The organism is Gardnerella sp. DNF00257 (genome assembly GCF_049262745.1).
Taxonomy (GTDB): Bacteria; Actinomycetota; Actinomycetes; order Actinomycetales; family Bifidobacteriaceae; genus Bifidobacterium; species Bifidobacterium piotii.
In genome coordinates this window covers 489,308-511,411 of the sequence record NZ_CP058403.1, presented here as the reverse complement: position 1 = coordinate 511,411, position 22,104 = coordinate 489,308, and the positions used below count along the sequence as shown (strand labels likewise).

Genomic DNA, 22,104 nt, shown 5'->3' with positions numbered 1-22,104 from the left:
TAAGAGCAAAGCAAAGTGCCCCCGACGCGATTCGAACGCGCAACCAACGGATTAGAAGGCCGTTGCTCTATCCATTGAGCTACAGAGGCGCAAGTTGCAATTATACCAAAATTCTTACACCAACACACCCAATCTTAAATAATTTGCAAATTAATATTTCTGTTTTGATTCCGTTTTGATTCTTATTTGTGATATTTGATTCCGTTTTAATTCCGTTTTGATTTATTGCATTTTACTTTGGGTTTTTGGCGCACGGTTGCTTGCGATTTTTCCGCACACACGCAACTAGCTTTCTTACACGCAACACGCGGTATATTTGATTACTCTACAAAATGTGGTATAGTCATCAAGTCGCGTTAAAACGCGGATAATTTAAGATGCCCCTGTATCCCAATTGGTAGAGGAAACAGCCTCAAAATCTGTGCAGTGTGAGTTCGAGTCTCACCGGGGGCACGTGCACAACGCCGCTTACATGCTAAGCGGCGTTTTTGTTATCTTCTCTCTCACGCGATTTTTCACAATACACAAACGACACACATAATCCTTGCAGTCGCTTTCATTCCCGCGTTTGTTCCCTTTTTGACTCAAATGGTAAACAAACGCGGGAATCGACGACTTTGAGTTTAAATCGTAGCGTGAGAAATCACGCGATTCGCGCTAAACAAAAACGCGCACCCAAAAGGATGCGCGTTTAGAAAACTAACGATTAACTAGCAATCAACTAGCAATCAACTAGCGATTAATCGCAAGCACCAACGGTGTGAACGTAAATAGAGTCAGTACGACCAGCCTGGCGCTCACCCTGAGCAGTGCTCAAAACAACAATCTTGTCGCCGTCTTCAACCTTGCCAGCTTCACGAAGAACCTTGTCGGTGAAGATCATAAGATCATGACGGTTCATATCATGGTAGTCCTCGCTAATCAAGAAGCCTTCAGTGCCCCAGCTCAAAGCCAACCAGTGATAAGTGTGCTCATTGTTGGTCAAGCCGTAGATTGGAGCAGCTGGGCGTTCACGAGAAATGCGATGAACGGTACGACCAGTTTGCGTGTAAGCAACAATCGCCTTAGCGTTGAGCTTGTCTGCCAAGTCAACAGCTGCAGAAGAAACTGCACCCGTGCTAGACATGTCAAGCTCCACAGATGGAATGCGATCGTAACCGTTTTCAGTAGCGTATTGAGAAATACGAGACATGGTCTGAACGGTAACTGCTGGATACTTGCCGACTGCAGTCTCGTTAGATGTCATAGTTGCATCGGCGCCGTCAAGAACAGCATTAGCGCAATCAGAAGCCTCTGCACGAGTTGGAACTGGAGAGTTAACCATAGATCCAAGAACTTCGGTAGCAACGATTACTGGCTTTGCGTATTGGCGAGAAAGCTCAATGCAGCGCTTGGTAACGAGTGGAACCTGCTCAAGTGGCATCTCCACTGCCATATCTCCACGAGCAACCATAATGCCATCGAAGGTCTTAACAATCTCTTCCAAGTTTGCAACGGCCTGTGGCTTCTCAATCTTTGCAACGATTGGAATGCGGCGGCCTTCTTCGTCCATGATTTCGTGAGCGCGATCAATATCGGTAGCAAAACGCACGAACGACATTGCAATAATGTCTGCACCCGTGCGAATAGCCCAACGAAGATCAGACTCATCCTTTTCGGTCAATGCTGGAAGAGAAACGGCAACGCCTGGAAGGTTAATGCCCTTGTGACTAGAAACTGGGCCAGCAACAACAACCTTAGTGTGTACGTCGTTGCCTTCTACCTTGGTAACCTCAAGACGAACCTTGCCATCATCGATCAAAATTGGATCGCCTGCGTGGCAATCTCCTGGCAAACCCTTGAAGGTTGTGGAAGTGCGATGCTCATCACCCTCAATATCGTCTGTTGTAATAACGAACTCTTGGCCCTCTTCCAAATAAACCTTGTCTTCGCCTTCAGCGTTCTTCTTGAACCAGCCGCAACGAATCTTTGGACCTTGCAAATCAACAAGAGCAGCAACATTACGACCAGTGGTCTTTGAAGCTTCGCGCACATTGTTGTAAACGCGCAAATGATCTTCAGGAGTGCCATGCGAACGGTTTAAGCGAGCAACATCCATGCCAGCTTCAACAAGCTTGGTAATGCCCTCTAACGATTCGGTAGCTGGTCCAATAGTATCAACAATTTTGGCTTTTCTCATAATGCCTGCCTGTTTCCTTTGTTTATTTTTAAATGGGAAAATACCCACTTTCCGAGTAATAGTGTACCAGCAAATTGTGACCTATAGGCAAAACTCGCACTTATTTATTTACTACGATTAAACATGACTAGCTGCGCTCACTGATTAATCACTCTTAACTTGCGATTAGTCACGCTAACTTATTTATACGCGATTAACTTACAATCGACTTACAATCAACAGCACTCACACAACGATTATCGCATACAAGTGAAACTTAAAAGCAAAATCGATAATTTATAAGTTATAACTGACAAAAAGCGCAAAAATCACACTCAAAAAAACCGCACGAACAAGACAAACGACAATACGCACAAACAATAAGGAACACAAAACGATAAGGCGAGCACCGTTTAACCAGTGCCCGCCTTAATTTATTTATGACTTACACAATAGCGCAAACTAGCGCAAATACTTAGCACGCTTGCGATTTAGCACAGATCCAGAAGCTGCAAACATGCCAAGCACCATAGCGCCGAAGGATGCAAAAGTTGCACCAGAAGCATTCGCGCCATTATTTGGCAGCACTCCAGAAGAGCGCGTGCCAGCAGTCTGCGACTTAGCGGAACCACTTCTGTTTTCAACACCGTTTACATTGGCAGCTGCACCATTTTCAACACCGTCTGCCGAGCCGTTCGCAGCACCGTTTAACGTTCTATTGTTATTGACGCTGCCGCCTCCAACATTTAATTCAGGATTATCGCTTGAATCTGGTTCAACAATTCCGCCGCCATTGCTGTCGTCATTATCGCCACCATCATCGCTGCCTTTATTCTTCGTAAAGATGGCATATACTGTCAAATCACTATCAACAGTCGTTGTGCCAGTAAATGCTGCACCCTTACCATCTTCCTTAGTATTCCACTCTTTGAAAGTATAACCATCCTTCGTTGGATTCTTCGGCATGGACTGGTCAGCAAACGCATCCGTATCAATAGCCTTACCAGTTTCCACCTTTACCGTTTGAGTCTTATCGCCGTTCTTGAATGTAACCGTATTGCGAATCTGCTTCCACTTTGCAGTAAACACGGTATTAGCATTCAAAGTATACGTATCACCAGGCTTGTATGTATTACCAGCAGCATCTACCCAGTTTAAGAACTGATAATCATCGCGAGTAGGCGCTTGAGAAAGCGTAATTTCTTTACCAGCTATAGTTACTTCGTCTTTAGTGTTTTCATTCTTATTATTAAACACTCCTCCATTGGCGTTAAAAGTCGCACAAGCATTCCACTGCGCGCGAAGTAAAAATATGCCGTCATACAATGGGTCTAGATTGGTATCATTCCATCGCATCCAATCACGACTATAATCAGAAAATGGCGATTTGCTATTCCAGTAGTAGCGTCTACCAACAGCTCCTTGTTTTCTATACGAATCAGTATCAGGTAGCTCGGTATACCATCCACCAAATACTAAATTATCTTTTGTTGGATCAGCTGGAAAATCAACCGTATTATCTTTTTTTACAGTATTCATGATTGCATCTGATTTACCGTCAATACTTCCGCCCTTCAAGTCGAATTTTACCTTCATTTGATTTAGCGAAATACGTACAGGCATACTGTTATCAACTACCGCTTGAAATTCAGCATAATTTCTAGTTGGTTTAGGATACGTATAATCAGACTCCCAAGAAAGATTATAGCCATCAGGAAGCTTTGAAGTATCAACTTTGATAGTTACTTTTTCGCCATTCGCAAAATTGCCAACAGTGCGTTCACAGTGACCATTTAATTCTTTCTGAACTTCAAGCTCTTTCCCCTGGCTGTCAGTAACTGTTATAGGAAGATTCTTCCACATTGCTTCCATTTCATTACTAAGCTGTCCAAGTGCTCCAGGCGTTGCATGACCTTTGCCTAATGTTGCTGCATAATTCATAGATATGCGTAAAGGATGCTTATTCGCATTATTATCTTCAGCAGCCTGAGCTGTCACTTCTCCTGCAAAAAGTCCAATCGCAGCTATAAAAGCAACTACTAAACTAATAACTTTTTTTATTATTTTATTATTCATTTTATTCCCAACCAAATTAATGATTATAGTAATAATAATTTTTTATTAAATTCAAAAATTTATACAGCGCAAATATAGATCTATAGGCCAAAAATGTATAGAAATATGCGCAGAACCACTCATATGTGCGAATTCAAAATAAATAATGTATAGAGTGGTGAAAATTGTAAAAAATTATGTTACAAAAAAGACAAAATCACGCTGTCTGTCTGTCTGTCTGTCTGTCTGTCTGTCTGTCTGTCTGTCTGTCTGTCTGTCTGTCTGTCTGTCTGTCTGTCTGTCTGTCTGTCTGTCTGTCTGAGCATGCTCTCTCTCAATCCTTTTGTCAAGTATTTTTCAAAAAAAAAAATAAAATAAATTTATTTTTTCACATTAACAAAATTTAGAATATTCCACGGCTGATTCTCTATCAATGCAAAGACATATCAAAAACAGAGATAATCAATAATCACTCACATAACATAACTAAATTTCGCACGATTAACTCACGATTAACTCACGATTAATTATGCTCACTTGCTAGCCTCATCCATTTGCCGCAACTCTTTTTTAAGATCGCGTATTTCGTCGCGCAAACGCGCTGCAAGCTCGAATTGCAACTGCTGCGCAGCAACATGCATTTGCTCGCTCAAATTCTTAATCAAAGACATAATATCGCTTTGCGGCAAGGCAGAAATATTCGCCATGCGCTTTTCTTTGCTTTGCTGCCCAAGATTCGGCTCTTTTGGCACGCCATAATGCGAGTTCCCAGCCTTATTAGCATTCCTGTAACCGCCTGCAAGCAAAGTTTGAGTATCAACATCCTCTTTAGCGAGCATGTCGTTCACATCGCTAATCTTCTTTCGCAAAGGCTTAGGGTCAATTCCGTGAGCCTTGTTATACGCGATTTGCTTTTCGCGGCGGCGCTCCGTCTCACTAATCGCCTTGCTCATAGCATCCGTAACGCTATCCGCATACATAAGCACAGTTCCCGAAACGTTACGAGCAGCGCGACCAATCGTCTGAATAAGCGAACGGTAAGATCTTAAGAAGCCTTCCTTATCTGCATCCAAAATCGCAACAAGCGAAACTTCTGGCAAATCCAAGCCCTCACGAAGCAAATTAATGCCAACAATCACATCAATTTTGCCTTCGCGAAGCTCGCGCAAAAGCTCCACTCTGCGCAAAGTATCAACATCCGAATGCAAGTACTCAACTTTAATACCAAGCTCCAAAAAGTAATCAGTTAAGTCTTCCGCCATTTTCTTTGTAAGCGTAGTAACAAGCACGCGCTCATCTTTTGCAACTCTAGCCTTGATTTCCGCAAGCAAATCGTCAACCTGCCCTTCCACAGGCCTAACCTCAATCTTAGGGTCCAGCAAACCAGTTGGGCGAATAATCTGCTCAACTACTCCATCCGAAAGCCCCAACTCGTAATCTCCAGGTGTTGCCGAAAGATACACAGTTTGACCAACATGCTCCAAAAATTCGTTCCACTTTAACGGGCGATTATCCATTGCCGAAGGCAGCCTAAAGCCATGCTCTACAAGCGTTCGTTTGCGCGAAGCATCTCCCTCATACATAGCTCCGATTTGCGGCACGGTTACATGCGACTCATCTAAAACAAGCAAAAAATCGTCTGGGAAAAAGTCAAGAAGCGTATGCGGAGGCGTACCTGCCGCGCGTCCGTCAAAATGCCTCGAATAATTCTCCACTCCTGGGCATACTCCAACTTGGCGAAGCATCTCTAAATCGTACGTAGTTCGCATTTCCAAACGCTGAGCTTCCAGCAATTTGTTCTGCTTTTTAAGCTGCGCAACTCGTTCGTCGCGCTCTTTCTCAATCGCCTCTAACGCGCGTTCCATGCGCTCAGGACCCGCAATATAGTGAGACGCTGGGAAAATATGAACACTACTCTCCTGGCGAATCACTTCCCCCGTAAGCGGATGCAGCATTGTAATTCTGTCGATTTCGTCGCCAAAGAACTCAATTCGCACAGCTAATTCTTCGTAAACTGGAATAATCTCAACCGTATCTCCGCGCACTCTAAAAGTTCCGCGCGTAAACGCAATGTCATTGCGCTTGTATTGCATGCTAACAAATTGACGTAATAAATCGTCTCGCTCAAGCGTCTCCCCAACACTCAGCATAAGCATTCGCTCGGCATACTCCTCTGGGGTACCGAGTCCATAAATGCAAGAAACAGTAGCTACAACAACGCAATCCCTGCGCGTAAGCAAATTCGCTGTAGCCGCGTGACGAAGGCGCTCAACATCGTCGTTAATATTCGAATCTTTTTCAATATACGTGTCTGTTTGCGGAATATACGCTTCTGGCTGATAGTAATCGTAGTAAGACACAAAATAGCTCACAGCATTATCTGGCATAAGCTCGCGAAACTCCGCGCAAAGCTGAGCTGCCAATGTTTTATTCGGCTCAATAATAAGTGTCGGCCGCTGCAAACGCTCAATCAGCCAAGCGGTTGTAGCAGTTTTACCAGTGCCAGTTGCGCCCATTAAAACAACGTCGTTTTCGCCGTTTTCAATGCGATTTGCTAACTCTTCGATTGCTTGCGGCTGGTCGCCCGAAGGCGCATACGGCGCTTTTACTACAAAAGGCTTGTTTGTGCGCTGAATTTTATTCGACATTATTTTTCTCCAAGAGCATTTTATTTATTTTACTAAAGCCTAACAATCGCGCGGTTGCTTGCGATTTTTCCGCGCGGTATCTAATGCTCCTTACTCATCCACTTTTTAATTTTTGAATCAACGTTTTTAAGCATAACTTCCATAGGCTTTGTAGAATCAACCACAAAATCCGCGATTTTTTTGCGCTCAATCTCTTCAACTTGATTATTTATGCGCTGCTTCGCCTGATTCTGGCTCATTTTGCGCTCGCTTATCATTCGCGCAATGCGAACATCTTTAGGCGCTTCAACTGTAATAATATAGTCAAAACTAAATGGAATGCTGTCAATTACTTGTGCAAGCAGCGGAATATCGTGCACAATAATCGAACTCATACTGCCTAGCGCACTGTGATTTTCTTCAGAAATTTTATTAACATATTCGCTTATATACTCAACTTCTAAAGTCTTCGCTAAATCATAAATAGCAGGATGAATAATAGATTCAAGCTTCTTACGATTTTCACAACTCTCGTAGGAGTCTCCAAAAACATGCTTTGCAATAAACTCGCGATTTAAAGAGCCATCATTCTTAACAGCATCTTCCCCAAAAATGCTTACGATTTTCCGCAAGACTACGCTTCCCGGCTCCACCACTTTACGCGCTAAAACGTCGTAATCTATAACAAACGCGCCAAGCGAACGCAAATGATTTACTACTGTAGATTTTCCAGCTGCAATTCCGCCCGTTACCGCAATCCGCATCATTGTCATATTTTGATTATAAACGATACATTTCTCACAATAACGTAAGTTTTAATTGACCCAACTAAAACTTCTTATATAGCACGCAGTAAATAGACCCGTAATAAGATTTCCAATTATCGGTTAATAAACTGTATCCAAGCTTATTATAAAAATCTAAAGCAACAACATTATTATCTTTTTCTGTAGATAAAATTATTGTTTTATATAATTTAAGATTTTCGACTTTCTTCATAAGCGCACTGCCAACGCCTATATGCTGAAACTCAGGATCTACAAACAACTCATTTAGCTCTAAGCCTTGATTGTACCAATCATAATTTTCTGATAAAAATGGCTTAATTTGATTCGCATACCAATTATCTTGTAATAATTCTATGCCATATAAAACACCGATAATACGATTATTCATTGTAGCAACAAGTAAAAGCGCACTATTGTTATCTTTCAAACTATCTAATATGCGCTCACGAACATTATCTATACGATCCAGTTCTTTAGGGAATGCTTTTAGATATAAATCTAAAATTATATTCATATTATCTTTGGCTTCTAAATAATCTAATTTTTTAATTTCAATGTTCTTCATAAAAATCCTTTATACAAGCTACTATCCGTATTACAACACAACATATTTAATCGACATATGCATATTTGATTTTACATAACCATCGTTATATAAGTACTAATTATTATTTTCGAAATATTTTCGCTTATATTCACTTAATCAATATAATTTCTTCTTTTTATCATAAAATTCAACATACGTCACATGTCATATGAATGATTTAGAATCTACAGATACGAGGTAATTGTTCTCGCAAACTATAAAGACAAAGATGTAATTTATAGGTAATTACTTATACGCCTTCAATGAAGAAAGGAATATAATGATTGGAACAGCGCATAAAGTTTGCAAAAATATTTTCTCAGCAATTCTTACATCTGCAACAATTGTGTCACTTAGCATAGGTGTAGCATCAGCAACTACCCCCCCCCCGAACAAACTGAACCAGTAACATTTACGATTACACGTACGGATGATTTAAAAAATGATGTTCGAGTTGGGGATACGCTAAGATATAAGCTGACTTACACAAATAATACTAATCACAATGTGACTGTTTGGCCAACTAAAAGTAATCTCACTGCTGTGGCCGTTGAAGGAAATAATGGTAACTGTAGATGGAGAGATCTACAACCAGGAAAAACTGTATCATGCACGCAAGGATTCCATATAACAGAGAATTCTGACATTAAAGAAAAAGGTTTCACTCCGTCAACCGATTGGAAAATTAGCAAAGATGCAAATGGTAATGAAGTTATATCTACTCCAAAATTAATTGGCGAAAAAGTTACAAATATTAATCCAGTTCCAAGGCCTAGAAAAGACGGGGATCCTATTAGATTAGCAACAATAGGTCAAACTGTGGAAGGACTAACTGGAAAACCTTATTATAGAATACCTGCAATAGCTGAAGCTAACAATGGTTGGATTCTTACAGCTTGGGATTATCGACCAAATGGTGCAGCTGATGCCCCTAATCCAAATTCTATTGTTCAAAGAATATCTAAAGACGGTGGAAAAACTTTTGAAAAAATACAAATCGTAGCAAAAGGAAAAGAAAACTCAAATAAAGATGGACTCTCAAATAAATATGGATTCTCTGACCCTTCATATGTTGTAGACCAAGAAACAGGCAATATTTTCTTATTCTTCGTAAAATCATACGATGGTGGCGTATGGGATTCTACAGCTAGTACAGATAAAAGTGATAGACATATTTTAGACGCTGCTGTTACTTGCTCAAAAGATAACGGTTTAACTTGGAGTGAGCCAAAAGTTATAACTAAAGACATAACTAAATATCCAAAAAATGAACGAGCTAGATTTGCTACTTCTGGGCATGGTATTCAACTAAAATACGGAAAATATAAAGGTCGTTTAATACAACAATACGCAATAGTAAACAGTTCCAATGGAAGTGTGCAAAGAAACAATGAGAAATGGCAAGCCGTATCTGTATACTCTGATGACCATGGAGTAACTTGGAAAGCTGGAAATCCAGTTGGACTAGGTAAAGAACAAAGCCATATGGATGAAAATAAGGTTGTAGAGCTTTCTGATGGAAGAATTATGTTAAACTCTAGACCGCATGAAGGTGGTGCAAATAATCATAGAATCATTGCTTTTTCTAATGATGGCGGAGAAACGTATGGTAAAGCATACAAAGATGAGACACTGCCAGATCCAGGTAATAACGCTCAAATAACAAGAGCATTCCCAGATGCTCCAATCGGATCTGATGCAGCTAAAATCCTCTTATATTCATCTTCTTCTGGTTCTGGAAGAGAAAATGGTTTGATACGTGTCTCATATAATGATGGAGAAAATTGGACAGAAGAAAAGGGATTCAAGAATGGTGCAATGGCTTACTCCACTATTCAAGCTTTAAGCCAAAAAGCAGGAGGCGGTTATGGTCTCCTATATGAGGGCGATAATAATGACATAATGTATACGAGAATTTCTGCTGACTGGTTAAGTATACGTCCTAACATAACCTTAGGTTCCACAACTAAAATTAATCTATCCACCAAAGAGATAAATCTTCCTGTGGTAAATCCTACGAGTACTAAATATGAAAACATTAAAGTTACGTCTATAAACACAAGTGATTTTACTGCATCAAGCGATTCTGTAACAATCGAAGCAAATAAAACTACATATATTCCTTTGAAAATTGAAGTGCCAAAAACAGCAAAAGTTGGAGATAAACTTACTGCAAAAATTCGTATTGCGTCTGCAAACAAAAATCAAGATCGTTCAAGCACAGAATTATCATTTGAAACGACTATAACTTTAAATGTTGCAAGTGAAACTAAAAATTCTAGTACTCAAACAGATCCTCTACCTAACAATCAATCACATACTGATACACAAACAGGAAAAGATCCTGAAACAACACAATCTGAAAAGGAGATAAATAAGAATAACAACAAACAGAATAGCAGCACATTTAACATAGATAAAGAATATTCTCAAAATTACAGAAAGGATTATTCTAATACAGACGATTCCAGAACGAATTATCATTACTCTTCAAAAGCAAAACAGGATAATTACAGCATTGATAATGAAAATAATGATAAGCGTTATAGTAAATCTGGCAATGCGTTAGCAAATAATAGAGGAATGATGCAAAAAACTGGAATCAACACAACTATTCCTTATGCTTTAATGCTTCTATTAATAGCTATCTCTACAGCATTAATGAAATTAAAAAATATGAAATATTAAAGAATAAGTGTATTTGCTATATTATTCATTTGTTCTAATGTTTCAGGCATAAAAAATAAAAGATGCGTTTTGGAAATTGAATTCTAAAACGCATCTTTTATTTGTAAAATTACTTATAAATCTTAATACTAAATATTTATTTTTAGTCTTTTAACTCAGCACCATCAGCATCTTGATGCCACTTAGTTCCAGGCTTTGAGCAAAGAATCAAAATACCCTCAACCAATGCCCATATTCCCGTAATAATCAACAGGAAACCAAAAGAAAGAACAGAAATAAGCAGCTGTGCAATCGCCTTTCCTTTAAAACCAAGATAAAAATTGTGAATACCTAATGTGCCTAAGAAAATCGCTAGCAAACCTGCAACAATTTTATTGCGCGAGCTTACTAAAGTTGCTTTAGTGTTCTCCTCAATATTCCCATCGTACGAAGGGAACTGAGCATTTTGCTGATTGTTGTCAAACGTGCTCATAATCTTCACCAATCCTTTTAATAATTATGATTAATATTTAAAAGCATCATATAATCATGATTCTTAAAAGAGAATTAATTGTACCTATATTTAATTACAAAATTGCCCCGATGATTACTCACCAGGGCAATTGTTAATAAGCTTCTATTAGAAAGTAGAAACTACTTCTTTTCGCTCAAAAGCTGTTCGCGCAAAGCTGCGAGCTGATCGGAATCAGCTAAAGCACCTTCGTTAGCTGCCTCAGAAGAATAGTTGGAAGCAACTTCTTCCTTCTTCTCTTCCTTAGCTGGCTTCTTTTCTTCAGCTTCTTCACTCTGACCATCAGCGGCTGCGGATTCTGCTGCAGCTGCGAGTTCCTTAGCGGCGAACACCTTGTGCTGCTCCCACAATTCGTGAGCTGCTGCATACTGTGCTTCCCACTCTTCGCGCTGCTGCTCGTAACCAGCAATCCACTCGTTAGTGTTTGGATCGAAGCCTTCTGGGTACTTGTAGTTTCCTTCTTCGTCATACTCAGCTGGCATGCCGTAGAGAGCTGGATCGAAATCTTCAGAATTTGGATCAACAGCCTCGTTAGCCTGCTTCAAGGAGAGCGAGATCCTGCGACGATCGAGATCTACGTCAATAACCTTAACGAATACTTCTTCGCCACCCTTAACAACAGTTTCTGGGTTCTCTACATGACGGTTAGCAAGCTCGGAAATGTGAACCAAGCCTTCGATGCCGTCCTCAACGGAGATGAACACACCAAACTGAACAATCTTAGTGACCTTGCCCTTAACAACCTGTCCAGGAACATGGGTACGAGCGAAGCGCTGCCATGGATCTTCCTGAGTTGCCTTAAGGGAGAGGGAAATGCGTTCGCGGTCGAGATCAACGTCGAGAACCTCAACGGTAACCTTATCGCCAACCTTAACAACCTCGGATGGGTGATCGATGTGCTTCCAGGAAAGCTCGGAAACGTGAATGAGACCGTCAACACCGCCGAGGTCAACAAACGCGCCGAAGTTTACGATAGAAGACACAACGCCTTCGCGAATCTGACCCTTCTTAAGCTGCGAGAGGAAGGTCTCGCGAACTTCGGACTGGGTTTCCTCGAGGAACTGACGACGAGAAAGCACAACATTGTTGCGGTTCTTATCGAGCTCAAGAATCTTAGCCTTAATCTTCTGGCCAATGTATGGGGAAAGATCGCGAACGCGACGCATTTCAACGAGGGAAGCTGGCAAGAAGCCGCGCAAACCGATGTCTACAATCAAGCCGCCCTTAACAGCCTCAATAACGGTACCTTCAACAATGCCGTCTGCATCCTTGATCTTCTCAATGTCACCCCAAGCGCGCTCATACTGTGCACGCTTCTTGGAGAGAATAAGACGTCCTTCCTTGTCTTCCTTAGTTACAACAAGGGCTTCGATGGTGTCGCCAACTTCAACAACATCATCTGGATCAACGTCTTTCTTGATGGAAAGTTCACGGGAAGGGATTACACCTTCAGTTTTGTAGCCGATGTCCAACAATACTTCGTCGTGATCAATCTTTACGACTGTACCTTCAACTAAATCACCATCGTCAAAATTCTTGATGGTTGAATCGACTGCCTTGATGAAGTCTTCTTCGGTGCCAATATCATTAATCGCAACCTTGGCGACTTCGTTATTATTCTCTGCCATTACTTATTAGTGGTTTCTTCTTGGGGTGGATATTACTCGATATTAAATTATGATTTATGCACGCGCACTATGCACGCGCTCTGTCAATGTTATATATAGGCATAGCCAAAATCGCCGTTTTACTTCGGGCGTGTCGCAGTATTTGATATTTACTACTTGCCACTTACTTGCAACTTACTCGCCGCTTGCTGCTCGCTCAGCCATGTCAACAACATTAGCCAATAGCATTGCGCGAGTCATTGGTCCCACTCCGCCAGGATTTGGCGAATACGCTCCCGCTACTTCTCTACAAGCAACATCAACATCGCCTTTTACGCGATACCTTCCCACTTCTTCATCAAAAACGCGCGATACACCAACATCAACCAGCACGGCTCCAGGCTTAACATCGCAAGGCTTTACAAATCCAGCGCTGCCCATTGCCGCAATAATAACGTCGGATCGCATCATAATATCATGCAAATCGCGCGTGCGCGTGTGGCACAATGTTACAGTTGCATCTACTCCCCTGCGCGTAAGAAGCAGCCCGATTGTTCGACCAACCGTGATTCCTCGCCCAAGCACGCACACATTTTTGCCTTCAAGATCAATGTTATAAGCGTCTAAAAGCGCCAAAATTCCTCGCGGCGTGCATGGCAAAGGCGTAACAATATCTCCCGAAATATGCATAACAAGCTCGCCCAAATTATATGGATGCATTCCGTCGCAATCTTTTGCAGGGTCTACTGCCTCAATAATCTTTTGGGAATCAACTCCCTTTGGCAAAGGCAATTGCACAATAAAACCTGTGCAAGAAGGGTCATTATTAAGCTGATTTACGTCCTTAAGAATTTCGTCTTCGCTAGCGTCTTCTGGCAAATCGCAGCGGATTGAGCGAATCCCCACTTCTTCGCAATCCTTGTGTTTTCCAGCAACATACTTCAGCGAGCCAGGGTCGCTTCCAACTAAAAGCGTTCCAAGCCCTGGATTAATGCCTTTTTCTTTAAGCTTTTCTACTCTATTTTTTAAGTCGCTTTTAATACTTGCAGCTAGCGCTTTTCCATCTAATACAACAACCATGATTCACTTCCCAACTATCAGCACAATTTAACACATAGCAATTTTAACTTATCTAACAAATCGCATAAATAATTCATGGATAGGCTATCGTGAGGTATCGAAGTGCGCGACACAACTGTTAATAACTGAATATTATAATAGAATGGTATTTGTATTGCATAAGAAAGCTACAACAAGACTTGCAAAGAGCCTTGCAGCAAGCTACAACGAGTTTTAACAAGTGCTAATGCTAATAACACTGACGGAAGGGGCGCAAAGATGTGCGAAAATATTTTTCATTTAACTCGCGCAAAGAAAATATGCAAAGCTGTTTTAGCGTGCATAATTGTTCCATCAATGTTGATTGGTATAGCTGGGTGTGGTGCAAGCTCGCAATCTTCTAAAGCTCCAACACAACCCAAAAAAGAAGTTAAACAAATCAAGGTTGTTTCCACTCTTGAATCTTGGGCAAGTTTGGCTAGAGAAATCGGTGGAAACGATGTTGAAGTGCAATCTATAATCAGCAATCCAGATACCGACATCTCTACTTTTAAGCCATCTAGCAAAGATTTGCAAAAGCTGTATTCTGCGCAAGTCGTTGTGTCAAATGGCGCTGGCTACGATAGTTGGGTTGCAAAGCATACGTCTAAAAGCAGCGAGATTGTAAACGCAGCTTCCACAGTCGGAGCGCTAAATGGCGACAATCCCTATCTTTGGTTCTCAAAAGATGCTAGAAACGAGATGGCTTCTAGCATTTGCAACGCTTTTTCTAAAGTCCTTCCTTCAAAAAAGAAGGTTTTTGCTAAAAGACTTGACGCAGTTAAATCGCAAGAAAATAAGCTTGACGAATATCTTGCAAACTTTGCTAAAAGTCACAAAAAGTTTAAGTACGCTTCAATAAATCCTGTTCTTTTCTGGCTTATGTCCGATATGGGAATCAGCGATTCTGCGCCTAAAGCTTATGCTCAGCAAGTAGCGCAAGGCGACGAAGTAGACAAAGCTAATATAGATGAATTCCAAAAGCTTATTGAAGAACGAAAATTCGACGTACTTATAAGCAATAGTCAGCGTAAAGGCGACGATATTAGCATTTTGACGGGAACTGCTGGCAGAAGCTACACATCTGTAATGTGGGTTAATGAACTTATGCCAACGTATGCAACAGATTTAAGAAAATGGGTTATGAAGATTTGCGAAGACATTGACAATGCTAGCAAAACTACGACCGATATGCGTAAAGATTTAGCAAAGCAAGAAGCTAATCAAAAGAAGCCTATTACCGAAAAGCCGACTGTTTCTCAGCCAGATCCAAACAGGTCTAACGAAGGCCAGCAAGATCCTGGAAAGTAGACACGTGCTTGAGCAAGTATAGACAATAAATACTTCATACTATTTATTAGCAATTACTTACGATTATTAGCAATTACTTACGAATTAAAGATTTGCTGGCGATTTATCTGCAATCACTTGCAATCATCTGCAATCACTCGCAACGCAACTTCAATGCCTCGAAGCATATCAGCTAAACTCATAGAACTCGTGCTCGGCTTATTGAGAACCTGCTCAGGCAAATACGGAACGTGAATGAAACCGCTCTTAATTGGCAATTTTTTAGTCTGGCAATAATTACAAACACTGTAAAGCACGTCATTACATACGTACGCGCCCGCAGAAAAAGACACAGCCGCAGGCAATTTCGCTTTATTTAAAGCGTCAACTATGTTCAAAACTGGCAAAGTCGCTTTATAAGCCACATCACCATCCTGCACAACAGACTCATACCAAGGCTTATATCCACTATTATCTGGTATGCGCGCAGCTCTACAGTTAATGCCAACATATTCAACGTTAAAACAAGCAGAACCGCCAAATTGCCCTAGCGAAAGCACAGCATTAGGGTGAACTTCCTCTATTTTCTCAATAACTTTTTGCGCACCCTTGTTAAATTCCGTAGGAATCTGCAAACGAACAAGTTCCACGCCTTCAGGCGCATGCACTGATTGCGCAATCTCCCACGACGGATTTATAGACTCATTATCAAACGGCGTAAAACCAGTAATCAAAATACGCATTACAATACCCCCTCATACAACTCTCACTTATAAAACTTTATAAAACTTTATAAAACTTTATCAAACTTTATCAAAATACATTGCGAAAACTATATACACGAATGCACTTGTATAAAACATTCATGATTCTATTACTTATTTCACTTTTATAGCAAAGATTAAATGGTAATTACAACTTATACAATAATCGCAAAACAACACACCTATACTCACGATTAGCCAGACTCGTCGTAGTGTAATATGATTAGCTACTAGCGCGTGCTTAACGAACAATGTTGTTAACAGCGCGCATAAAACCATATAAATACAGAAAATATAGATAAATCAAAAATCAATGACGAAAAGAGATTACCGATGACCAAGATTATTCAGATTGGCGCAAATCATGCTGGCACTGCCTGCGCTAACACCATTTTGAGCTACCCAGGAAACGATCTTACAATCTACGATCAGAATAGCAACATTTCCTTCCTTGGCTGCGGTATGGCTTTGTGGATTGGCAAGCAGATTAAAAGCAGCGATGGCCTGTTCTACCAGAAGCCAGAAGATTTCGTTAAAAAAGGCGCTAAGGTAAATCTTGAAAGCAAAGTTCTCGACATTGATTATGCAAAGAAAGAAGTAACAGTCGAGCTTAAAGACGGATCTGTTATTCACGATTCTTACGATAAACTCGTTCTAGCTACTGGCAGCCTTCCAAACAAGCCACGCATTAAGGGCATTGACTTGGAAAACGTGCAAATGGTAAAGCTTTTCCAAAACGCGCAAACTGTTATTGCTAAACTTCAAGAGCGCGATTTTAATAACGTTGTGGTTCTTGGCGGCGGCTACATTGGCGTGGAGCTTGCGGAAGCTTTTAAGCGCCTTGGCAAGAACGTGACTCTCATTGACATGGAAGAACATATTCTTAACGGCTACTTTGACCCAGAGTTTTCCGATAATTTGAAGAGAATTATGGAAGATAAGGGCATTCACTTTGAGCTTGGTCAAGCTGTTGAAGAGATTGTTGGAGATACTGAAGTTAAGGCTGTTAAAACAAGCAAGGGCACTTACGATGCCGACATGGTGATTTGTGCCATTGGATTCCACCCAAATGTTGCTCTTGGAAAAGATCATTTGAAGCAATACGAAAATGGCGCTTTCCTAGTTGACAAGAAGCAGCAAACTTCCGACCCAGACGTGTACGCTATTGGCGATTGCGCTACAATCTACGACAACGCTCGAAGCCGCGTAAACTACATTGCGCTTGCTACTAATGCCGTTAGAAGCGGATTGATTGCAGGCCACAATGTTTGCGGAACTCCTGTAGAAACCGAAGGCGTGCAAGGCTCTAGCGCAATGATGATTTACGACTACAAGCTTGTTTGCACTGGTTTGAGCTTAACGGCTGCTCAAAAAGAGGGCATGGACGTTGACTACGTTGATTTTGAAGATACACAAAAGCCTGCGTTTATGGAAGTTGAGAATCCAAAGGTGAAGATTCGCATTGTTTACAAGAAAGACACCAAGGTGATTGTTGGATGCCAACTGGCGTCTAACTACGATATGTCTGCAGCAATCCACCTGTTCTCGCTTGCTATTCAAAAGAAAGTCACGATTAAAGAGCTTGCTTTGTGCGATATCTTCTTTATGCCTCACTTCAACCAGCCATACAACTACATTACGATGGCAGCTTACACGGCTTTGTTGAAGGGATGATTAGCTTCTGATTGGTTTAGGCTGAATCGCTTTTTATTGATTAGCTTAGGCTGAATCAATTTCTGCTAATTAGCTTAAATCGCGTTTATTAAACCAAGCAATTTGTTCTATAATGGAGCGGTTGCTTGGTTTTTTAATCATCCGCGCACAAATCGCGAACCAAAACGCGCATATTAGCGTAAGACGTACAAATTAAAACAAAGGAGTCTAGGATGAAGCAGCTATCTATTAAGCCAACTATTCACAAATTTGAAAATACGCGCGATTTTGCGCAAGAATTTAAGCTTGGCAAAGACGATTTGGTTATTACAAACCAATACATTTGGGAACCTTATTTTGGCAGCTTAAACCTTGATTGCAATGTGATTTTCCAAGAAAACTACGGCAAGGGCGAGCCAAGCGACGAAATGGTTGACGCTATTGTTCGAGATATTCACACTACCCCAAAGCGCGTGATTGGCATTGGCGGCGGCACTGTTTTGGATATTTCTAAAGTTTGCGCGTTAAAGCAAACAAGCCCACTCGAAGACTTGATTGATGGCAAGATTCCTGCACAAAAAGGCGCAGATCTTATTCTTGTTCCAACTACTTGCGGAACTGGCTCCGAAGTTACCAACGTTGCCGTGTTCTCGCTTACAAAGCGCAACACTAAAAAGGGTTTGGCAAATGATGCTTGCTACGCTACAGACGCTGTTCTTATTCCAGAATTGTTAAAGAGCCTGCCTGATTACGTTTTTGCAACCAGCTCTATTGATGCCCTTACTCATTCTATTGAGTCTGCGCTCTCCCCTATTGCAACAGAGCTTACAAAAATGTTTAGTTACAAGGCTTGCGGACTTATTTTGCAAAGCTACATGCGAGTTGTTAAGGAAGGCAGCAGCGCTAAAAGCCAAGTTGTAGGCGACTTGGTTTCTGCAAGTCTTTACGCTGGTATTGCGTTTGGTAACGCTGGATGCGGTTGCGTACACGCTATGGCTTATCCGCTTGGCGGCACTTTCCATGTAGCTCATGGCGAGACAAATGCTGCTCTTCTTACAAGCGTTTTGCGCTACTACTCTAAGCACAACTCTGAAAACAGCACTAGCGCTGAAAATACTGAGCTTTCTAAACTTTTTGACTTTATGGCAAATATTCTTGAATGCCAAAAAGTAGACGTATTAAACAAGCTTGACGAAGTTCTTAACACGATTCTCCCTAAGCACAATCTTCACGAGTATGGCATGACCAAAGACATGATTCGCGACTGGGCTTCAAGCGTTGTTAAAGAGCAGCAGCGACTCTTGAAGAACTCATACATGCATATGAGCGAAGATGCTATCGACGAAGTCTATGCATCTACTTTCTAAAATCATATTTCACTAAAGATTTCACTAAAAAATAATCCCCACAACTAACAGAAGCTGTGGGGATTTTAATTATCATGCCTACTTTAAAGCTCACGGCTCAAGCGTTATTACAGGATGCAAATCAAACATAGTAACTGTGCGCTTCATGCGCGCAACAATGCTTGTTATTGCAATTGCAATAATGCCAAAGATTACAAGAATTCCAATGCTGGAGGCTATTGCTCCGCTGTTTCTTCCAGCCATTGCTTGACGCAACCCCATAATCGAGTACGTCATAGGCAAGTATGGGTGAACCGCTCTAAAGAACGATGGCGTCATTTGCACCGGGAATGTTCCTGCAGAGCTAGTGATTTGCAGCATAAGCAGCACAATCGCAACAATTCTTCCTGGAATCTTAAACACTGCCATAATCATTTGCATTATGGCCATAAAGACTATTGACGCTATAATCCCCAGCGCGTAGAATGCAGCAACATTGTCGATTTGCAACTTCAACGCTCCGTGAACAACGCCCATAAGAATTACAGCTTGCACAACGCCCATAATCACAAACGGCGTAAAACTAATAAGCGCACTTTTAAGCGGATTCATGCCATTAAGTATTGCTCGCCTATCCATAACCCTTAAAACAAAAGTTGCCATAAGCGCGCCAACCCAAAGGCCTATCGAAATAAAGTAAGGCGCAAAGCCAGTTCCGTAGTTTTCAACATGCGAATAATTATGCTCTTTAAGCGCAACTGGAGCACTCATCATCTTACTTTTTTGCTTAATATTGTTGATTTTGCTAGAGCTTTGTGCGCTTTTAAGGCCTTCATGCAACTTTTTAGCTCCTTCAGCAAGCTTTGGCGTATTTTCAGAAAGATTTTTAACTCCAGAATTAAGCTTGCTCGAGCCATCTACTATTTTTGCAGACCCAAGTGCAGCAGAATTAATACCATTATTGAGCTTTTCACTGCCATTGCTTACTTTATTAAGACCTTCCGCCAGCTTATTTGCTCCAGCGGAAAGCTGCGACGAGCCATTGTGAACGCTTGATATTCCTTTAGAAACGGCGTCAACTCCAGCTTTTATCTTCAAGCTCCCAGAAGAAAGTGCTCCAGCACCTTGGCTCAATGCCGAAAGATTCGTCTCTAAGAGCTTAGAATTTTCACTTAAGCCTCCTGCAAGACCTTGCAATTTTTCTAACACAATCTCTTTAGTTACAAGCGGATTTTGCGCTTCAACAAGCAATTGAGCAAGCTGATTTTTTGTAGCCTCGTTTCCTGCTTTAACACGCTCTTCAAGTTGAGCACTAGAATCCGAAAGCTTTTGCGCACCATTATATAGTTCGTCTGTAGCGTTATATAACGTTTGTGCTCCACTATTTAGCTGATTTGCGCCATTTGCCAAATCGTTAGTTTTTTGCGCTAATGTTTGCGCTCCATCTTTGCTTTGCGCATTTGCATTTTTAAGCGATTGCGCTCCTTTTTGAAGCTCTCCCAATCCGTTTTGTAGTTTTTGCAAAGATTGAGTAAGCTTGCTCGATCCATCAGCAAGCTTATCTACTCCACCATTAAGCGATTGTATTCCCGCGCTTAAATCGCCAGAACCGCTCACAGCAGCATTAAAAGAATCAGAAGCAGAGTTTACTTTTTTAAACATATTCTCCCAATATTCTTGTGCAATCGCTTCGCTAATTTCGCTCCTTAAAGTGTGAAACGCTGTTTTTCCTATTTGAGAAGCAAGCATGTTACTAGCTTGATCGTATTTTACGTGTAGCTTTGCTTTAGTTGGACTATCATATTCAGCAGAAGCAATGCACTTGCTAAAAGACGATGGAATAGTTGCTACCATAAAATAATCGCCATTTTTAAGACCTTTGTTTGCTTTAGCGCTATCTACAAAGTTCCACTGGAAACCTTCACTTCCATCTTTTTGACTCTTCAAGCGAGTTTTAATCTCGTTTCCAATGTTACGCATTTTGCCATTTATAATTGCACCGCTATCTTCCACAACAACTGCAACTGGAACCGTATCTAGAGTTTTGTATGGATTAGTAAATGCCCATAAATACAAAGACCCATATAAAAGTGGTATTAAGGCTACTGTTCCAATAACAAGCTTTCGAGCTTTACCTTTTATAGCATTATTTAATTCACGAAACGCAAGAACAATAGTATTAACGCGCATTCTTACCATCTCCATTTTTGTTAAGCTCATAATCTTCGCTGTAACTTACGCGATTTAGCCTTAATAATTGATCCGCTTGCTTTTCTAACTCGCTTTGCAAAACTCCAACAAGGCAGGAGCAGTAGTTTTTGCTAACGTATGCGCGAATGTCTGCAAGCAAGCATTCACTTTGCTCACTTGTAAGCTCAGTTTCTACGCCGTCTACAAAAAGAATCCACGGCTTTTTTAGTAGCGCAAGCGCAATCCCTAATCTCATGCGCTCACATGGAGTTAAATCACCAATAGCAGTTTCTCTAGGAGATAACACTTTCCAATACGCTAGAACGTTATACGCGTATTGATGCAGTGCTTCGCGATTTTTAACATTATTCTTGTATTGTTCGCGGAAAAGCGGCGATGCGCTAGCAAGTTTTAGCTCGCTCATAAGCGCTTCTTCTATTGTTTGAGTGTTGTAGAATTCATTGATTCCATTGAACAGTCCCAGCCCAACGTATTGACGTGATTCTTTTGTATCTGCTGGAAGGCTTAAATCTGCGATTTTTAACGTTCCATTCGTAAACTTCATATAGCCAGACAATGCTAGTAGTAGAGCAGACTTTCCAGAGCCATGTTCTCCCGAGATTGCAACGATTTGATGAGGCTCAACTTTTAATGACACATCCCAGAATGGAGTTCTTGTAAATCTTTTTAATCCTAATTCTTTCGCTTCTATAAGCGTTTGTTCCTCTTGCATAATTTGTTTG

At 41.1% G+C, this 22,104-nt stretch carries 15 protein-coding genes and 2 tRNA genes; 5 read left to right on the top strand and 12 right to left on the bottom strand.

The window, feature by feature from the left end; genetic code table 11:
* Window positions 1-16 precede the first annotated feature (16 nt).
* Window positions 17-89 (bottom strand) — tRNA-Arg (locus tag HXT23_RS01840).
* 290 nt (window positions 90-379) lie between these two features.
* Between HXT23_RS01840 and HXT23_RS01835 the strand changes: the two genes are divergently transcribed.
* Window positions 380-453: transfer RNA gene (locus HXT23_RS01835), tRNA-Leu, on the top strand.
* A 286-nt stretch (window positions 454-739) separates the two neighbouring features.
* Here the strand turns inward: HXT23_RS01835 and pyk are convergent.
* The 5 genes from pyk to HXT23_RS01810 all read right to left on the bottom strand — a co-directional run bounded on the left by pyk (window position 740) and on the right by HXT23_RS01810 (window position 8,193).
* Window positions 740-2,179, bottom strand: a complete 1,440-nt coding sequence (pyk, locus tag HXT23_RS01830; RefSeq protein ID WP_032813212.1) for a pyruvate kinase — start codon at window positions 2,177-2,179, stop codon at window positions 740-742.
* A gap of 441 nt (window positions 2,180-2,620) precedes the next feature.
* Window positions 2,621-4,234, bottom strand: a complete 1,614-nt coding sequence (locus tag HXT23_RS01825; protein WP_422112992.1) for an InlB B-repeat-containing protein — start codon at window positions 4,232-4,234, stop codon at window positions 2,621-2,623.
* A 512-nt stretch (window positions 4,235-4,746) separates the two neighbouring features.
* Window positions 4,747-6,861, bottom strand: a complete 2,115-nt coding sequence (uvrB, locus tag HXT23_RS01820; RefSeq protein ID WP_422112991.1) for an excinuclease ABC subunit UvrB — start codon at window positions 6,859-6,861, stop codon at window positions 4,747-4,749.
* An 80-nt stretch (window positions 6,862-6,941) separates the two neighbouring features.
* Window positions 6,942-7,613 (bottom strand): dephospho-CoA kinase, encoded by a 672-nt coding sequence (coaE, locus tag HXT23_RS01815; protein WP_422112990.1) that lies wholly within the window; start codon window positions 7,611-7,613, stop codon window positions 6,942-6,944.
* Between the two features lie 55 nt (window positions 7,614-7,668).
* A complete protein-coding gene (locus HXT23_RS01810; protein WP_004113147.1) occupies window positions 7,669-8,193 on the bottom strand; it encodes a GNAT family N-acetyltransferase in 525 nt (174 codons plus the stop codon).
* Window positions 8,194-8,757: 564 nt separating this feature from the next.
* Here HXT23_RS01810 and HXT23_RS01805 point away from each other — a divergent pair.
* Window positions 8,758-10,902: a sialidase family protein gene (locus HXT23_RS01805; protein ID WP_422112989.1), complete on the top strand. Its 2,145-nt coding sequence runs from the start codon at window positions 8,758-8,760 to the stop codon at window positions 10,900-10,902.
* A 142-nt stretch (window positions 10,903-11,044) separates the two neighbouring features.
* Here the strand turns inward: HXT23_RS01805 and HXT23_RS01800 are convergent, their stop codons facing one another.
* The 3 genes from HXT23_RS01800 to HXT23_RS01790 form a co-directional block, all read right to left on the bottom strand.
* A complete protein-coding gene (locus HXT23_RS01800; RefSeq protein WP_016635741.1) occupies window positions 11,045-11,374 on the bottom strand; it encodes a TM2 domain-containing protein in 330 nt (109 codons plus the stop codon).
* A 161-nt stretch (window positions 11,375-11,535) separates the two neighbouring features.
* A complete protein-coding gene (rpsA, locus tag HXT23_RS01795) occupies window positions 11,536-13,041 on the bottom strand; it encodes a 30S ribosomal protein S1 (protein ID WP_004130522.1) in 1,506 nt (501 codons plus the stop codon).
* Between the two features lie 174 nt (window positions 13,042-13,215).
* Window positions 13,216-14,100, bottom strand: a complete 885-nt coding sequence (locus HXT23_RS01790; RefSeq protein WP_016636133.1) for a bifunctional methylenetetrahydrofolate dehydrogenase/methenyltetrahydrofolate cyclohydrolase — start codon at window positions 14,098-14,100, stop codon at window positions 13,216-13,218.
* 258 nt (window positions 14,101-14,358) lie between these two features.
* Here HXT23_RS01790 and HXT23_RS01785 point away from each other — a divergent pair, with 258 nt between their 5' ends.
* Window positions 14,359-15,429: a metal ABC transporter solute-binding protein, Zn/Mn family gene (locus HXT23_RS01785; RefSeq protein WP_102705017.1), complete on the top strand. Its 1,071-nt coding sequence runs from the start codon at window positions 14,359-14,361 to the stop codon at window positions 15,427-15,429.
* Between the two features lie 113 nt (window positions 15,430-15,542).
* Here the strand turns inward: HXT23_RS01785 and HXT23_RS01780 are convergent, their stop codons facing one another.
* Window positions 15,543-16,151, bottom strand: a complete 609-nt coding sequence (locus HXT23_RS01780; RefSeq protein WP_116438527.1) for a pyroglutamyl-peptidase I — start codon at window positions 16,149-16,151, stop codon at window positions 15,543-15,545.
* A 354-nt stretch (window positions 16,152-16,505) separates the two neighbouring features.
* Here HXT23_RS01780 and nox point away from each other — a divergent pair, with 354 nt between their 5' ends.
* Window positions 16,506-17,846, top strand: coding sequence for a H2O-forming NADH oxidase (gene nox, locus HXT23_RS01775; protein ID WP_016799407.1), 1,341 nt, complete (start codon window positions 16,506-16,508; stop codon window positions 17,844-17,846).
* A gap of 212 nt (window positions 17,847-18,058) precedes the next feature.
* Window positions 18,059-19,192 carry a 4-hydroxybutyrate dehydrogenase gene (locus HXT23_RS01770; protein WP_422112988.1) on the top strand — a complete coding sequence of 378 codons (1,134 nt, stop codon included), beginning with the start codon at window positions 18,059-18,061 and terminating at the stop codon, window positions 19,190-19,192.
* Window positions 19,193-19,282: 90 nt separating this feature from the next.
* Here HXT23_RS01770 and HXT23_RS01765 read toward each other — a convergent pair whose 3' ends face one another.
* Together HXT23_RS01765 and HXT23_RS01760 are read right to left on the bottom strand one after the other, a co-directional pair.
* Window positions 19,283-21,361: a YhgE/Pip family protein gene (locus HXT23_RS01765; protein WP_422112987.1), complete on the bottom strand. Its 2,079-nt coding sequence runs from the start codon at window positions 21,359-21,361 to the stop codon at window positions 19,283-19,285.
* A complete protein-coding gene (locus HXT23_RS01760) occupies window positions 21,351-22,094 on the bottom strand; it encodes an ATP-binding cassette domain-containing protein (protein ID WP_422112986.1) in 744 nt (247 codons plus the stop codon). The genes HXT23_RS01765 and HXT23_RS01760 overlap by 11 nt, the downstream gene beginning before the upstream one ends.
* Between the last annotated feature and the right edge of the window lie 10 nt (window positions 22,095-22,104).

Bases quoted from the DNA above. Each gene is read 5' to 3' on its own strand.
- pyk (WP_032813212.1), bottom strand. From the start codon at position 2,179: ATGAGAAAAGCCAAAATTGTTGATACTATTGGACCAGCTACCGAATCG.
- HXT23_RS01825 (WP_422112992.1), bottom strand. From the start codon at position 4,234: ATGAATAATAAAATAATAAAAAAAGTTATTAGTTTAGTAGTTGCTTTT.
- uvrB (WP_422112991.1), bottom strand. From the start codon at position 6,861: ATGTCGAATAAAATTCAGCGCACAAACAAGCCTTTTGTAGTAAAAGCG.
- coaE (WP_422112990.1), bottom strand. From the start codon at position 7,613: ATGACAATGATGCGGATTGCGGTAACGGGCGGAATTGCAGCTGGAAAA.
- HXT23_RS01810 (WP_004113147.1), bottom strand. From the start codon at position 8,193: ATGAAGAACATTGAAATTAAAAAATTAGATTATTTAGAAGCCAAAGAT.
- HXT23_RS01800 (WP_016635741.1), bottom strand. From the start codon at position 11,374: ATGAGCACGTTTGACAACAATCAGCAAAATGCTCAGTTCCCTTCGTAC.
- rpsA (WP_004130522.1), bottom strand. From the start codon at position 13,041: ATGGCAGAGAATAATAACGAAGTCGCCAAGGTTGCGATTAATGATATT.
- HXT23_RS01790 (WP_016636133.1), bottom strand. From the start codon at position 14,100: ATGGTTGTTGTATTAGATGGAAAAGCGCTAGCTGCAAGTATTAAAAGC.
- HXT23_RS01785 (WP_102705017.1), top strand. From the start codon at position 14,359: ATGTGCGAAAATATTTTTCATTTAACTCGCGCAAAGAAAATATGCAAA.
- HXT23_RS01780 (WP_116438527.1), bottom strand. From the start codon at position 16,151: ATGCGTATTTTGATTACTGGTTTTACGCCGTTTGATAATGAGTCTATA.
- nox (WP_016799407.1), top strand. From the start codon at position 16,506: ATGACCAAGATTATTCAGATTGGCGCAAATCATGCTGGCACTGCCTGC.
- HXT23_RS01770 (WP_422112988.1), top strand. From the start codon at position 18,059: ATGAAGCAGCTATCTATTAAGCCAACTATTCACAAATTTGAAAATACG.
- HXT23_RS01765 (WP_422112987.1), bottom strand. From the start codon at position 21,361: ATGCGCGTTAATACTATTGTTCTTGCGTTTCGTGAATTAAATAATGCT.
- HXT23_RS01760 (WP_422112986.1), bottom strand. From the start codon at position 22,094: ATGCAAGAGGAACAAACGCTTATAGAAGCGAAAGAATTAGGATTAAAA.